We start from the raw sequence: 14,668 nt of genomic DNA on the forward strand, positions 1-14,668 counted from the left end.
CGTTTCGATGAGCAAACAGAAAAGCGTCACCATCAGCGACATCGCCAAACGGGTCAACATGACCACGATCACGGTGTCCCGCGCGCTGAACAATCCGCACCAGGTCAAGGCCGAGACACTCGCACGTATCCTTGAGGTGGCGCGTGAACTTGATTACGTGCCCAACACGTTTGCCCGTAGCCTTAAACGCGACGAAAGCCTGATCATCGGGGTGATCACTGCATCCGTAGACAACCCGTTCTACAGCGAGATGATCAAGGCGATTTCCCGCGAGGCGAAAAAGCACGGCTATACCATCATGCTGGTGGACACCGACAAACTGCCGGAACTGGAAAGCAAAGCGGTGGATACGCTGCTGGGCTATCGGGTGGCGGGAATCATTCTGTCGCCAGTGTCGGATGAACCGCAGTACCAGCCGGACTACCTTGAACGGCTGGCCAACGGCAAGACACCCGTGGTTCTGCTTGATCGTACGATCCACGGCAGTCCCTTCAGCCGGGTGGTGCTGGATAACTATCACAGCGGTTACAAGGCGGGGCAGTACCTGCTGCAACAAAACTCCGGGATCAAACGCTTGCTGGTGTTGACCGGCCCCAGGCATTCGCGGATTACCGAAGAGCGCCTCAAGGGCTTGCGCGCAGTACTCGGGGGCAACCCACGATGCAAATAGACATTTACCCCGGTGACTACACCCTTGAACCTTCGTTCGAAAGTACGTTGGCTTACCTGGAAAACGGCGCACCGCCAGATGCAATCATGGGCTTTAACCAGTTGATCACCATGGGTGCACTGAAGGCGTTGCGAGCAAAGAAAATACGCCATCAAGACATCACCATCTGCGGCATCGACCGCTTGCCGTTTGCAGATATTTTCGGTGTGCCCATTGCTTGCGTGGCTCACGACGCCACACTCGCGGGCAGCAGCGCGGTACGCGTATTGCTGGATCGTCTTGAAAATCCGGCGCGACCTCGCGATAAGGTCATCATCAGTGGAGAGCTGGATGACGCTTATTGAAAATTTGGCTGATCTATAGCTGAAACCCGCCAGGCTGCCGGTTTCGAATGGCCGCAATCGATTCAAAGTGAACAGTTGGGCTCGCCTGCGCGGCCTTTCTGATTGAGAGGCTGTAACTAATATTTTTATATGCGTTGTCGTACAACATCGCCGATCGTTCATTCCTTGTCGTCATCCCCCCACCAGAACCCATCACGCTGACAGGCCCACAGCCAACGCTGCTATAAGCACAAGCGAAATTTTTGCGGATGCTCTTTGTCGAGACAGATGGCCATTTTTCAGATTGACAGACGGGTAGGGAGCTAGCTATAAAAGGCATAGTTGTACGACGACAGACGATGCGTCGTCTGTTCACCCCTAAAAATAAAAAAGAGTGTCGGCCTCATCATGAATTCAACTCGCTTACTCATCCCCCTGCATGCCGCTCCTAATGGTTCGATCCTGATTGCTTGCCTCTACACAGCGTCAGGTCCATTGCCGACAACCGTCCCGCCACACGCCCGATAGTACCTGCAACACGTTCAACTCCAGCCCAAGAGCATGGAGAACGTGCACCTGCACTCTCACATTGATGTCGAGAGATCATCACCCTAATCCAATAATAAAGTGATGCCATGAATCTGAACGAGCCCATCAATCCGCAACGCATAGGCCAGGCTGTAGGCAAATATCGCTGGACGATCTGCGCGTTGTTGTTCTTTGCTACCACCGTCAATTACCTGGATCGCCAGGTGCTCAGTCTGTTGGCGCCAGATCTGTCGACGCAATTCGGCTGGAGTAATACCGATTACGCCAACATCGCCTCGGTCTTTCAGTTTGTGTATGCGATTTCCATGCTGTTCGCCGGCCGTGTGGTCGACAAGATCGGGACCAGGACTGCTTATGTGGTGGCGATTGGCATCTGGTCGACCGGCGCGATGATGCACGCGTTTTCGGTGCCGATGGGCGAGGGGATCGCCGCTGTGTGCAGTGCGTTCGGCCTTGCCGTTATCCCGGTTTCGATCGCCGGCTTCATGCTGTCGCGCGCCGTACTGGCGATAGGCGAGGCGGGTAACTTCCCGATCGCCATCAAGGCCACTGCCGAATACTTCCCGAAGAAAGAACGCTCCTTCGCCACTGGCATCTTCAACTCCGGAGCCAACGTGGGCGCGATCCTGGCGCCGATTTGCGTGCCGCTGATTGCCGGCCTCTGGGGCTGGGAAGCGGCATTCATCGTGATCGGCATGTTGGGCTTCGTCTGGGTGGCCGTGTGGGTGGCGCTTTACCAAAAGCCTGCGCAGCAAAAGCGCCTGTCAGCGCAGGAACTGGCCTATATCCGCAGCGATGAGACCGTACAGGTGGACGTTACCCCTGTGTCGGGCGTCGTCGCCAGGAAAGTGTCGTGGTTCAAACTGCTGACCTACCGCCAGACCTGGGCCTTTGCCTTCGGTAAATTCATGACCGACGGCGTGTGGTGGTTCTTCCTGTTCTGGCTGCCGACCTATCTGTCGGCGCAATACGGCATGAAGGGTTCAGCCATCGTGATGCCGCTGGCTGTGTTGTACAGCATGACCATGGTGGGCAGCATCGGCGGCGGCTGGTTCCCCAGCTACTTCATGGCACGCGGCGACAAGCCGTATGACGGGCGCATGAAAGCCATGTTGGTGATCGCACTCTTCCCGCTGCTGGTGCTGCTGGCGCAACCACTGGGTTACATCAGTTTTTGGGTGCCGGTGGTGCTGATCGGTATTGGCGCGTCGGCGCACCAGGCGTGGTCGTGCAATATCTTCACCACCGTGTCCGACATGTTCCCGCAAAAAACCGTGGCGTCCGTGGTCGGTATTGGCGGCATGGCGGGCGGCCTGGGCGGCGTGGTAATGACCAAAATCGGCGGTTGGGTGTTCGACTACTACAAATCGATTAACGATATTCATACCGGCTACATGATCATGTTTGCGATCTGTGCACTGGCCTACCTGGTGGCGTGGAGCGTGATGAAAATGCTGGTGCCACAGCATAAGGAAATTACTGATCTGTAAACGGCTGGCGATGCGGCACGTCCGTTAGACGGATGCTGTCGCCGTCATCGCGAACAAGCTCGCTCCCACATTGGTTTGGTGTCGTTCGCAAGTGTTGCGGCCGACACCGGCCCTTGTGGGCGCGAGCTTGCTCGCGATGGCGGCAGTGGGCGCACCGCTTAAATTTGCAGTTCAGCGGGAGCAAGCTCCCTCGCCACATTTTTTCAGTGATCAGCAAATAAGGTGACAGCTTCATTTTCCAGGAAAATGGATTTGCCACCTTTTTACTGCGCGTAAGAGGAAAGGGCTTTTTATGCGGCTGGCGGTTAGCATGGCGTTTTATCAACGCCCATGTCCGTTAACGTAACCGAGTGGCCCAGACCTTGATCGAACGACGCCAGTTCAGCGGAGGCATGAAGGGGAAAAACCTCCGCTATTTGAATGAGCAGCCAGACGAACCGGTGCAAATGGCCCGCACAGGCTTTCTGCTGCTGGAGCATTTCTCGCTGCCCGCGTTTACTCAAGCGCTGGACACGATTATCACCGCGAATCTGCTGCGTCCCGGCTTGTTTTCTTCCCGAACGTTCAGCTTGAACGATGGGGAGGTGGTCAGCGATCTGGGCCTGGTCATTCGGCCAGATGCGCGGATCGATTGTTCCGGGATCCGTGACCTGGACCTGCTGGTCATTTGTGGCGGCTACCGGACAGAACTGAAGGCCAGCGACGAGTTGATCAGCCTGCTGAGAAACGCATCAGAGCATGGCGTCAGCCTGGCCGGATTGTGGAACGGCGCCTGGTTTCTAGGCCGGGCAGGGTTGCTTGACGGCTACCGTTGCGCCATTCACCCCGAACACCGCCCCGCACTCGCGGAGTTCTGCAAGGTCACGCAGGTCAGCAGCGAGCCCTACATCATTGATCGAGACCGGCTCACGGCGTCCAGCCCTTCCGGGGCCTTCCACATGGCGCTGGACTGGATCAAGGGCTTGCACGACAAAGCCCTTGTCGAGGGCATTGAAGACATCCTGGCCTTCGAGGAGTCGCGCTACCGGCGCATCAAACCGACTGAAAATATCAGTGTGAGCGCACCGTTACGTGAAGTGGTCAACCTGATGGGCGCCAACCTCGAAGAGCCTCTGGAACTGGATCAACTGGCTATTTACGCAGGCCGTTCCCGGCGGCAACTCGAACGCTTGTTCAAGGAACAATTGGGCACAACGCCGCAACGCTATTACCTTGAATTGCGGATTACCGAGGCACGTCGGCTCCTTCAACACACCGAGTTATCCCAGGTCGATGTGCTGGTTGCCTGCGGCTTTGTGTCGCCGAGTCATTTCAGCAAATGCTATAGCTCGTACTTTGGTTACCGGCCTTCCAAGGAAAAGCGGCTGGTCAAATAACCCCCGGAGACCCAGCAATGTCGGACCGTGAAATCATCATTCCTGAAGTTATGAAACCCATCGTCGAACGCGCGGGTTATGCCCCCGCCGTCAGGGTGGGCGACACACTTTACTGTGCCGGTCAGGTTGGAAGAACAGCTGATTTGCAAGTCATCGCAGATCCAGAACAACAGTTCATCAGTGCCTGGGAAAGCCTGCGCCAGGTGCTGGCTGCCGGGGGCTGCACCTTCGAGGATGTGGTCGACATGACCACCTATCACGTTGATTTGGCCCAGCACATGGCGTTGTTTCGCGAGGTAAAAAACCGCCTGTTCCCCAGAGGGCTGTGCGCCTGGACGTGTATCGGGGTTAGTGCGTTGGCTAACCCGGGACTGTTAGTGGAGATCAAGTGCATAGCGGTGCGGCGAACGTAAGGCTATGCTGCCGCGCATTCATATTCGCCAATAACAACTAACAATAGTGATGCCATGAGCCAATCAGAGCTGCATGCGACTGCTTTAGCGTTGTACCCGGAGGACTACCGCGAGGCGGCAGCCTTGCTCAAGCAAGCCGTGCCGCTCATGGTGCGTCACAACATCCCGCCGAATCCGGTGCATTACGCGCTTTGGTACACCTATAGCAAAGGCCTGGAACCAGAACTCAATCGCCACCTGGACCGGGTTGTCAAAGACTTCGATGACTTCCCCTCGGAATCCGCCTCCAGGCTTTTTCGCGACTACATTATTCGTGACGAACTGGAAGATGCCCGTGCCGGCCAGCAACAGGCGATCAATCTGGTTGATGGCATGGAACGAGATGTCTCGCATAGCGTCAATGGCAGTCTCAATTTTAAGGCCAGTCTTGGGCACTGCCTCGAAATGCTCGCCGAGCCGTTCGATAAGAGGCTGCCTGCAATACTCAACGAGCTGCAACAAAGCACCCAGGCGATGCACGATCAGCAAGAGCGATTCCTTGCTCAGCTGCACTCTGCGCAAAACGAGATAAAAAGTCTGCGCGATAAACTTGAACGAGCCCAACTGGACGCATCGCTGGACGGTCTGACTCAACTGCTCAACCGAAACACCTTCTCTCGCGTGCTGGAGCAGGCGCTGAACACCGAAGCGCAAGGTGTCGCGCTGGTGATGCTGGATATCGACCACTTCAAGCAGTTCAATGACCAATACGGGCATCCGCTCGGTGACCGCGTGCTCGAACATGTCGGTCAGGTGTTGCGAAACGCTCTTCCACCCCAAGCCTTGGCGGCGCGTTACGGTGGCGAAGAGTTTTGCGTGGTCCTGCGCGAGTGCGCCGACCTCACCGCTGTCCGGGACTTTGCTGAACGGCTGCGCCAAAAGATCCAGTCGTTGCGGATCAAGGCGCGCGGCACGAATGAAGTGCTCGATACCGTCACGGCGTCGTTCGGTGTGGCCCTCGCTAACGCGGACGACACAGTGGAAAGTCTCGTCGTACGTGCAGATGATGCGCTGTACCGCGCCAAGCGCAATGGGCGTAATCAAGTGGTCTGATTGATGCCGCTGCTGGACTGATCGGGCAACGTCACCGAGCTCGGCCACGTCGTGGTCGGTGCGTTCGCGCAGCCTGAACGCGCAGGGAACGGCGAATATTCAAATGCAATGGAGCAGGGGCCCAGGCGCCATTCGCTATCGATACACCTGCGGTGCGTCTGCCGCATTCATCTTCTCGATCACCAACCGGATGAACGCCGATACCGCGAGCGGCAGTTGCCGACGGCTTGGATACAGCACGTTCATGCCGTAGCCGTCGGGCTGGTATTGAGGCAGCACCGGGACGAGCACGCCGGCCTGTACCTCAAGCTTGGCCATCACGGGCGGGAGCAGCGCGATGCCTAGCCCGGCCACGGTGGCCTTGCGCAGTGCCTGCGCGGTATTACCGCTGAAACGTCCGAACACTTGCACTTCTTCCTCACCATTGGGGCCGAGTAAACGCCAGGTGGCGTGGCCGCTGGGGTGCGCGCAAATCACACAGTCGTGGTTCTCCAGGTCCTGCAGCGTGCGGGGTGAGCCGCGCGCCGCGATGTAGGCGGGGCTTGCCACCATCCCGACGCTGCCGGGGTCAAGGATCTGACGACCGACATAGCCTGAATCGCGCAAGGGCCCGCCGCGAAAAGCGACGTCGATCTGTTCTGCGATCAAGTCGGCCTTCGCATCGCTGAGTACGAAGTCGAGTCGTACGCGCGGATGCGCGGCCAGAAACTCGGTCACCCACTCCATCTGGAAGAAGTCGAAGAAGTCGGCCGGCGCCGCCACGCGCACCAGGCCACTGGGCTCGCTGCTGCCCGTCATCAACGCTTGCCCAGCCTCGACCAGGCCATCGACCGCTCCCGCGCAGCGTTCATGAAAATCTTGGCCAGCACTAGTGAGCGTGAGCTTGCGGGTTGAACGTTGCAGCAGCCGCGTACCGAGACGCGCCTCGAGCTGCTGGATGCGGCGACTCACGGTATTGGGAGGCATGCCCAGTCGTCGCGCCGCCTGCGCAAAGCTGCCGCTGCGTACCACCTGTACAAACATGGCGATGTCATTGAGGTCGATCATGGCGGGTCATTCCTGGCGCTGGTGGACGAGTGCAATCCAATTGTATCGACTAATAAAGCAATCGGCCCGGCCCTATTGTTTCAGGCATCCGCCCGCGAGGCTCCCCACTCCGCGCGGCAGGCTTTGCCAGGAGACCGATTGGCCATGACCCACTCTTCCTGCGCTTCTCCCGCCCAGCACCGACTCGTCTGGGGGGCACATGTTCTCTTCGCTGCGTCGTGGCGTTTTTTCCTCCAACTCTGCTGTGAGTAATCATCATGACCCTTCAGCCACAACCTCACATTGGCGCTACACGCGAAACCGTTACTCAGCGCGCAATCAGCTACCGCACCACCGGTAGCGGGCACGGTTCCATTGTTCGACTGATGAGTCCTTCCGATCTGGGCCATCTGATCAAGCCTTTCGTTTTCCTTGATCTGTTTGAAGGTGAGAGTTCATTCATTCACGGCATGCCAATGCACCCGCACTCGGGGATCGCCACCGTCACCGTTATTACCGAAGGTAATTTGCGCTTCGAGGAGGCTGAATCGGGCACGGGGACAATTGACTATGGTGGCGTTGAATGGATGCGGGCGGGAGGCGGGGTCTGGCACGGGAAGGAGATGTCGGTAGGGACATCGAAGCGGATTCAAGGTTTTCAACTTTGGGTTGCACTACCGCCCGCGTTGGAAAACGCGAATGTCGACAGCCAGTACCTGGAGTCAGACGTGATGCCTGAAGTGGGGCCTGCGCGGGTGATTCTTGGAACCTACCAGGGGGTCAAAAGCCCAGTCCGCGCGCCGGCTGGAATGAACTACCTGCTGGTCACGCTACGAGCCGGGGAAACCTGGACCTATGTTCCGCCCAGTGGGCATGAGTCATTGTGGTTGAGTGTCAGCCGAGGATCCCTTGGCGCACCGAACCTGGTCGATGCGGGGGAAATGGTCATCTTCGAGCCAGGTAACGGTGCCGTTACGCTGAAGGCCATGCACAAAGATACGGTATTCGTGATCGGTTCAGCGATGCCTCATCCTCATGACCTGGCGCTGGGAAATTACTCGGTTCACACCAACCCGCAAGCCTTGCGTGCGGGAGAGGCAAAAATTGCCGAGATTGGCGCTCGGCTGCGTGAGTACCTGCAAAAGCCCAGTGAGTCTGGCGCCGTGCCCGTTTTCAAATAACCCAGGCGCCCGGCGGAACCCGGCCTGAAAGCCTGTTCCGGCTGCGGTGACCGCTATCTGTCGAGTCCGGGCAGCAAGGCATCCAGCACACGGCTGGAACCCTGCCACGCCTCTGTTTCAGGAGCTGAAATTGTTAGAGCATCGATTCAAGGCCGACCTCGGTGGTGGCGACTATGGCTGGCTCAAGGCCAGGCATCATTTCAACGTCACTGCCGACGGCAATCCCGCGCACCGTCCGCTAGGGGCGCTTGTGGTCTGGAACGACGACGAGATTGCGCCCGGCAGCGGTTTTCCCATGCATGGTCATGAAAGCATGGAGATCGTTACTTACGTATTGGAAGGCGCGGTGACCCATCGAGACAGTGTGGGCGGGCAAGGCCGCACTGAGGCCGGTGACGTGCAGGTAATGAGTGCCGGCACCGGCATTCGGCATGAAGAGCGCAACGCGGGGAGCGTTCCGTTGAGGCTGTTCCAGATCTGGTTGCGGCCGCGCGAAAGTGGCGGGCAACCCCGTTGGGGCTCGCGTCCTTTTCCAAAGTCTGATCGGACCGGTCAATGGGCGGTGCTGGCCAGCGGGATGCCTGGCGATGACAACGCTTTGCCCATCCGCGCCGATGCACGTGTGCTCGGGGCGACACTCAAGGCCGGTCAGTGCTTGAGCAATGATTGTTTGATCACTCGCCAGGGCTATCTGGTGCCGACGCTCGGCACGGTGAGAGTCAACGGAGAAAGGGTCGAAGCGGGGGACGGTATTGCCTTGACCCAGGAGCCCCGGCTCATTATCGAAGCCATCGACGATACCGAAGTGCTACTGGTCGAGGTGTTTTGACCATGAATACGATCATCATGACCGGCGGGACTTTTGGTCTGGGGGAAGCGACCGCGAAGCAGTTGAGTGCTTCCCCCGACACCCAACTCATCATTGGCGGGCGGGAAACCCGCTTGCCACTGGAACTGGCCAGTCTGGACAGTATCAGGCAATTTGCCAGGCAAGTGCTCGACACGCAGGGCAAGAGAAAAATCAATGCCCTGGTGCTCAATGCAGGTCTCAGCTTTCCCGCCGCGGCCCGCACGGTGGACGGTTACGAAACCACCTTTGCGGTCAATCACCTGGGCCACTATCTGCTTTTACGGCTCCTTGCGCCGTCGTTGGCGCGTAATGCAATTGTGGTGATGACCACCAGCAATACCCATGACCCGATGTTCAGCCCGGTTGCCCCGTTTTCATTTGTCGATGCGCAACAACTGGCGCATCTGGACCTTGAAAAAGGCGCGCATGGCAGCGTGGCGTTCGAGTCCGGATTTCGCGCCTACGCCACCTCGAAGCTGTGCAATCTATTGACGGCCCGTGCCTTCGCGGCATCCCCCGTGGTCAAGGCCCGGCGTTTGCGGGTTATCGCCTATAACCCGGGTTATATTCCCGGCACCGGCCTGGGGCGCAACTTGCCTGCGGGAGCGCTTCCGGCACCCGCCATGGCATTGAGTCCTTACTTCGCCGAGGGCATGCGCATGCAGGCCGCAGAAGTCTTGGCCGACCTTGCGTTGGGGCGGATTGTGCCGCCGAGGGGGCGTCTGTATGCGTCTCTGGTGAGAGGTGAACTGACTTGGCCCGAGCCATCCGAACTCGCTCGTCGTGAGGATGTTGCGCAGCAACTATGGCGTGACAGCGCAGTGTTAACGGGTATGGATCGTGATTAGTTCAGCGGGTCGCTGAATAGCGGGCGAAGCGGACCTTCCCGGTCCGCTTTCTCGTTCGTCAAATCGGTCTGCTATTGGCCGATAGCTACCCGTCACGAAGAGCCACTGACATATTGGGGCGGGCGACGGGACTGAACGCGGAGGATGTCATGGTGGTGATCACCACTACGGCCGGCGATGAGTGGTCGTTTGGAGGAGGGCGGGGCAACTGGCCTTCGGGTTGTGCAGCGTCTGTATCCCGTAAATGCGGGCCGTCTGTGTCTATCGGCACCATCGCCAGATTGATACGGTCTGCATTTATTGTATTTCGATGAGGCAACCATGGATCTTACTGCAATCCCATTCGGTACCACCGATTGGTCGACGATAGAGCCGGTGGCGCATGCCGGTCAGACAGGCACAGCCTATTGGCGTACCTGCCAGTTTGGTTCAGCGCGTGTGCGGATGGTCGAGTACAGCCCTGGATATTTGGCCGATCATTGGTGTTGGAGGGGGCACATTCTTTTGTGCCTGGAGGGTCAGTTGCATACTGAACTGGAAGATGGTCGTCAGTTCACACTGACGCCGGGAATGAGTTATCAGGTGGGTAATAATGCTGAGGGACATCGGTCATTCACCACCACCGGGGCGAAGTTGTTCATTGTCGATTAGTCGTGGGGGCGGACCTGCATAACGCGCCCATGCAATCCGTTTGCAGCCAATGCAGCCGCAATCATGGGGTCTGAAATATACGTGTGCGAATGACCGCTTCTGGCTGATCTCTGCCTGTTGTCACGGGCCGCTATCGACCCAAAACTGCCGGTGGCTACCGACCAGAATCAGCCAGGACCGGACAAACATATGTCTGGCGTATGTGAGTCGTAGAGATTTCATATTCCTGGGGGCTGCGACGCACATAGATACAGCCATTCAATGAATGAAGAGACTCGTCGTGGTAACGGCTCAAGTGCCGGATGCACGATGTAGTAATCGTATTCGCCACACCGCGCAAAGCCGCCAAACGGCAGGACCAGTTTACCTTGCTGGATCGGTCCGGTGACCAGTTGCTCCCGCCCGATCGCCAGCCCCGCGTGATTGATGGCTGCTGTCACACACAAATCCGAGCGATCAAAGGTCACCCCCCGTTTCGGCATGGAGACACCGGCGCCATGGTATCTGACCCACATCGCCCATTCGGAATCAAAGGCCGCATGGTCCCACGCCAACGAATCATGCAGCAATGTGCAATGCTCCAGCTGCTGCACCGAGTCGAACAGCCGATGGCGATCGGCGTATTCAGGGCTACAGACCGGCGCGACCCGTTCTTGCATCAGCCTGTGTGAGATCAGGCCATGGAATTCTCCATTGCCGTAGTACAGCGCCAGATCAATCTTTCGAGACCGAAAGTCGATGCTGTCATTACCCACGCGAAGGTCCAGCGTCACCCTGGGGAATCGTGCACCGAACTCCGCCAGGCGCGGCACCAGCCAGGCGTGTGCGATAGAGGGGTGGGCGTAGAGCGTCAGCGGCCCGGCCAGATCGGCGTCGACGGGCTGGGCGAAGACCTCGGAGAGGTCACCTAGCGTTCGCTGCAAAATCTCGAAGATGCGCTCACCGGCTTCCGTCAACTGCACCCGGCGAGTCAGCCGTTCGAACAGCTGAATCGACAGCTCCGCTTCCAGCCGGGCGATGCGATGGCTGACGGCACTGGCGGTCAGGCACAACTCGTCGGCGGCCTTGGTGAAACTCAGATGACGCGCAGCGACCTGAAAGGTGAACAGGTTCGAGAACTGGCTGCTGTTGAGCTTTGCATCCAGTCGAGGCGGTAGGTTGAACAAGTCGGTACTTCCCCTTTCAATGTGTCATCGCCACTTCCCGTGACCCGGACGCCGATCATGCGTCCGGGGCACGCACTCGCTTTCAGCCTTGAAGCACTTGCGCGCCTTGCGCCAGGTAAGCTTGCATCTCGGGCTCGGGGACCATGCTGCCACCCGTGGCCCAGATCAGGTGGGTGGCACGGGCGTAAGCCTCGACACTCAGGCCACTGCGCTGCAAGTACTCGGTGCGATGCGCATGGAGCCGGGCAACGCCTGGGACGCCAGCCAGGGCCGACGGCTCCAGATTCAGCCCTTCGCTATCAGCAGTCAGCCAGAGCAGCGCATGCAGTTCGTCATCGCTGACCGTGTAATAACCGTCGATTAAACGTTGCATGGCCCGGCCGACAAACCCCGAGGCCCGCCCCACGGCAAGCCCATCGGCGGCGGTGATGTTGTCGATCCCAAAATCCTGCACCGACACCTTGTCATGCAGCCCGGTGTAGACACCGAGAAACATGCAGGGCGAATGAGTGGGTTCGGCAAATATACAGTGAACCGCGTCACCGAAGACCAGTTTCAAGCCAAACGCCACTCCGCCAGGGCCCCCACCGACACCGCAGGGCAGGTAGACGAACAGCGGGTGCTCGGCATCGATTCTCAGCTCCGCCAGGCTCAATTGCCGATTCAGGCGTTCAGCCGCCACCGCGTAGCCAAGGAACAGGTCGGTGGAGTTTTCGTCATCGACGAAATGACAGCCTGGATCGTCCTTCGCCTGTTGGCGCCCCTGTGCCACCGCAATGCTGTAGTCACTGGCATATTCCATGACGGTCACACCATGGGCGCGCAGTTTGTCCTTCTTCCATTGGCGTGCATCCGCAGACATGTGCACCGTGACCTGAAAGCCCAATCTAGCCCCCATAAGCCCGATGGATAACCCCAGGTTGCCCGTGGAGCCCACTGCAATTCGGTATTGACTGAAGAACTCCCGAGCCTGCGGTGTGTCGAGCACCTCATAGTTGCCATCCAGCGTGAGCAGTCCAGCCTCAAGGGCGAGTCGTTCAGCATGCTTGATCACTTCATAGATGCCACCACGGGCTTTTACAGAGCCCGAGATGGGCAAGTGGCTGTCTTTCTTGATCCAGAGCGCCCCCGGCAGTGCCTGGCCATACCTTGCGTCCAAAACGCATCGCAGTGAAGGCAGCGGCTGGATGTCCGATTCGATGATGCCATTAGTTGGCAGTGTTTCGGGGAAGGCAGATTGAAAGTACGCCGCGAAGCGATTCAACCGGGCGCTGGCATCCGCCACATCGTGGGCATTCAACGGAAGGTCTTTCAGGGCCTCGGCGGTTGGCACCCGCACCGGTGTGAACCAAGTGGTTTCACGCAATTCCACCAGGTCCTTGATCAGCGGGTGGCTGGCTTTCCAGTCATCCAGCATTTTGCCTGCAATCATTAAGGGTGACTCCTGCATTCAGTGAAAGGGCTGCGAAAGACTTAAACAAAGTGAGAAAGGGTCAGCGTCAGTACTAGGGCGATTATCGACGCGAGCACCGTGGAGGAGGTGAAGGTCTTGAGTGCGTCTGCCAGCGAGACGCCCAGGTATTCCTTAACGACCCAGAACGCCGAGTCAGTGACATGGGTCCAGCCGATGGCTCCAGCACCGATGGCGATCACGATGATTTCCTTGCTGTAGGCCGAATGCGCCGCCAGCGTCGGCATCACAATTGCGGCGGCGCTCATCATGGCCACGGTCGCGGAGCCCACCGCGAAGTGCATGAGACCTGCCACCAGCCAGGCCAAGACCACCGGGTTGATGTCCAGTTGAGTCAGTGAGTCGGCCAGCACCTTGCCAATGCCGCTGTCGATGAGGATGCCGTTGAAGGCACCTCCTGCACCAATGATCAGTAGAATACTGGCCAGCGGCGGCAGGCTTTTCTGGGTATGCCCCAGCAAATCTTGCATCGATAGGCCCCGACGCATTCCCAGCGACCAATAGGCAAAGACCACGGCGATAACCAGCGCAACCAGTGGATGGCCCAAAAACGAAATAAGTGCGAACGCTGTCGAGTCTTTTGGCAGGGTTACGGCAACGGTTTTGCCGACCATCAGTACCAGCGGCAGGAGGATGGTGAGCAACGTCAGCCCGAAGCCTGGCAAGTCACGGACACTGCGTGCCTCGCAACGCTCCTGCAGGAAGGCCTCTTGCGTGGCGGGTGCGTCGATGCGCGCCACCAGTCGAATCCACAATGGTCCCGCTACGATGGCGGTTGGCAGGCCCACCAACAGGCCGTAAAGGATCACTTTGCCGACGTCGGCACCCAGCATATTGGTGATGGCCATGGCCGCAGGATGAGGCGGGAGCATGCAATGCACGCACATCAGCGAAACGCCGAGCGGCACACCCAGGTACAACAGGTTAATCCTGGTTTCCTTGGCCACAACATAGACCAGAGGGATCAGCAAGATATAACCGACCTCAAAGAACACCGGGATCCCGGCAATGAAGCCGACCAGCATCATGACCCATGAGGCTCGTTGCTTGCCCAGGGCCGCTAACAGGGTCTGGGCAATGCGCTCTGCTCCCCCGGATTCCTCAAGCATTTTGCCAAGAATGCTGCCCAGTCCAATGATGGCGGCCAGAAATCCCAGCGTATCGCCCATGCCTTTCTGGAACGAAGTCAGCATGGAAGTCAACGGCATGCCCGAACCGACACCTACCACCGCACACGCGGCGATCAGTGTCAGGAATGCATGCACCCTGAACCTGACGATCAGCACCACGATCATGACAATCGCGGCTAATAACACCCATAGCAACGAAGTACTGCTCACCATCGGTCCACCCTCTTATAGTTTTGTTTCGGGGCTCGTCACAGAACTGTGCGAGGCGCGAGTTAACTACCGGGGCTGCTGACTGACAAAAGATCATTGCTCATCAGACCCATGACGGTGGTTCAGCCATGCGGCATGGGAGGTAAGCGAAGGAGGGGAGCTATCCAGGCGCGCGGATCCAAAGGTGCATCAGGGGCAGTGTATTGTCGGCTTTTGGCCGAT

At 58.3% G+C, this 14,668-nt stretch carries 12 protein-coding genes and 2 pseudogenes; 10 read left to right on the forward strand and 4 right to left on the reverse strand.

The window, feature by feature from the left end; genetic code table 11:
- Nucleotides 1-7 precede the first annotated feature (7 nt).
- From JFV26_RS34570 to JFV26_RS29900, 5 genes and pseudogenes are all read left to right on the forward strand, one after another.
- A pseudogene (locus JFV26_RS34570) lies at nt 8-1,014 on the forward strand (LacI family DNA-binding transcriptional regulator).
- Nucleotides 1,015-1,628: 614 nt separating this feature from the next.
- The gene (locus tag JFV26_RS29885; RefSeq protein WP_201197237.1) at nt 1,629-3,032 is read left to right on the forward strand and encodes an MFS transporter; all 1,404 of its coding nucleotides are present in this window, start codon (nt 1,629-1,631) and stop codon (nt 3,030-3,032) included.
- A 362-nt stretch (nt 3,033-3,394) separates the two neighbouring features.
- Entirely contained in the window at nt 3,395-4,408 is a 1,014-nt protein-coding gene (locus JFV26_RS29890) for a GlxA family transcriptional regulator (protein ID WP_201197259.1), read from the forward strand.
- 17 nt (nt 4,409-4,425) lie between these two features.
- Nucleotides 4,426-4,821, forward strand: a complete 396-nt coding sequence (locus tag JFV26_RS29895) for a RidA family protein (RefSeq protein WP_201197238.1) — start codon at nt 4,426-4,428, stop codon at nt 4,819-4,821.
- 54 nt (nt 4,822-4,875) lie between these two features.
- The gene (locus JFV26_RS29900) at nt 4,876-5,913 is read left to right on the forward strand and encodes a GGDEF domain-containing protein (protein WP_201197239.1); all 1,038 of its coding nucleotides are present in this window, start codon (nt 4,876-4,878) and stop codon (nt 5,911-5,913) included.
- Nucleotides 5,914-6,048: 135 nt separating this feature from the next.
- On the opposite strand, the gene JFV26_RS29905 is transcribed toward JFV26_RS29900, so the two are convergent.
- Entirely contained in the window at nt 6,049-6,960 is a 912-nt protein-coding gene (locus JFV26_RS29905; protein WP_201197240.1) for a LysR family transcriptional regulator, read from the reverse strand.
- A 257-nt stretch (nt 6,961-7,217) separates the two neighbouring features.
- Here JFV26_RS29905 and JFV26_RS29910 point away from each other — a divergent pair, with 257 nt between their 5' ends.
- The 5 genes and pseudogenes from JFV26_RS29910 (at nt 7,218) to JFV26_RS29930 (ending at nt 10,469) form a co-directional block, all read left to right on the forward strand.
- Nucleotides 7,218-8,120, forward strand: a complete 903-nt coding sequence (locus JFV26_RS29910; RefSeq protein ID WP_201197241.1) for a pirin family protein — start codon at nt 7,218-7,220, stop codon at nt 8,118-8,120.
- Between the two features lie 130 nt (nt 8,121-8,250).
- The gene (locus tag JFV26_RS29915; RefSeq protein ID WP_201197242.1) at nt 8,251-8,949 is read left to right on the forward strand and encodes a pirin family protein; all 699 of its coding nucleotides are present in this window, start codon (nt 8,251-8,253) and stop codon (nt 8,947-8,949) included.
- Between the two features lie 2 nt (nt 8,950-8,951).
- Complete coding sequence (locus JFV26_RS29920; RefSeq protein ID WP_201197243.1) at nt 8,952-9,818, forward strand: SDR family NAD(P)-dependent oxidoreductase; 867 nt, start codon at nt 8,952-8,954, stop codon at nt 9,816-9,818.
- A 95-nt stretch (nt 9,819-9,913) separates the two neighbouring features.
- Nucleotides 9,914-10,027, forward strand: a pseudogene (locus JFV26_RS29925) (tautomerase family protein); the annotation flags it as partial.
- A gap of 112 nt (nt 10,028-10,139) precedes the next feature.
- Nucleotides 10,140-10,469 carry a DHCW motif cupin fold protein gene (locus tag JFV26_RS29930; protein ID WP_007992577.1) on the forward strand — a complete coding sequence of 110 codons (330 nt, stop codon included), beginning with the start codon at nt 10,140-10,142 and terminating at the stop codon, nt 10,467-10,469.
- 218 nt (nt 10,470-10,687) lie between these two features.
- Here JFV26_RS29930 and dsdC read toward each other — a convergent pair whose 3' ends face one another.
- The 3 genes from dsdC to JFV26_RS29945 form a co-directional block, all read right to left on the reverse strand.
- Nucleotides 10,688-11,635, reverse strand: coding sequence for a DNA-binding transcriptional regulator DsdC (dsdC, locus tag JFV26_RS29935; RefSeq protein ID WP_201197244.1), 948 nt, complete (start codon nt 11,633-11,635; stop codon nt 10,688-10,690).
- Between the two features lie 82 nt (nt 11,636-11,717).
- On the reverse strand, nt 11,718-13,067 hold the full coding sequence (gene dsdA, locus JFV26_RS29940) for a D-serine ammonia-lyase (RefSeq protein ID WP_201197245.1): 1,350 nt from the start codon (nt 13,065-13,067) through the stop codon (nt 11,718-11,720).
- Between the two features lie 41 nt (nt 13,068-13,108).
- Entirely contained in the window at nt 13,109-14,449 is a 1,341-nt protein-coding gene (locus JFV26_RS29945; protein WP_201197246.1) for a GntT/GntP/DsdX family permease, read from the reverse strand.
- Between the last annotated feature and the right edge of the window lie 219 nt (nt 14,450-14,668).

This window comes from Pseudomonas sp. TH31, from assembly GCF_016650815.1.
In the GTDB taxonomy this organism is placed as follows: domain Bacteria; phylum Pseudomonadota; class Gammaproteobacteria; order Pseudomonadales; family Pseudomonadaceae; genus Aquipseudomonas.

What these genes read in the sequence shown, in the direction of transcription:
- JFV26_RS29885 (WP_201197237.1), top strand. Translation starts at nt 1,629, where the DNA reads ATGAATCTGAACGAGCCCATCAATCCGCAACGCATAGGCCAGGCTGTA.
- dsdA (WP_201197245.1), bottom strand. Translation starts at nt 13,067, where the DNA reads ATGATTGCAGGCAAAATGCTGGATGACTGGAAAGCCAGCCACCCGCTG.
- JFV26_RS29905 (WP_201197240.1), bottom strand. Translation starts at nt 6,960, where the DNA reads ATGATCGACCTCAATGACATCGCCATGTTTGTACAGGTGGTACGCAGC.
- JFV26_RS29910 (WP_201197241.1), top strand. Translation starts at nt 7,218, where the DNA reads ATGACCCTTCAGCCACAACCTCACATTGGCGCTACACGCGAAACCGTT.
- JFV26_RS29920 (WP_201197243.1), top strand. Translation starts at nt 8,952, where the DNA reads ATGAATACGATCATCATGACCGGCGGGACTTTTGGTCTGGGGGAAGCG.
- JFV26_RS29930 (WP_007992577.1), top strand. Translation starts at nt 10,140, where the DNA reads ATGGATCTTACTGCAATCCCATTCGGTACCACCGATTGGTCGACGATA.
- JFV26_RS29900 (WP_201197239.1), top strand. Translation starts at nt 4,876, where the DNA reads ATGAGCCAATCAGAGCTGCATGCGACTGCTTTAGCGTTGTACCCGGAG.
- JFV26_RS29895 (WP_201197238.1), top strand. Translation starts at nt 4,426, where the DNA reads ATGTCGGACCGTGAAATCATCATTCCTGAAGTTATGAAACCCATCGTC.
- JFV26_RS29945 (WP_201197246.1), bottom strand. Translation starts at nt 14,449, where the DNA reads ATGGTGAGCAGTACTTCGTTGCTATGGGTGTTATTAGCCGCGATTGTC.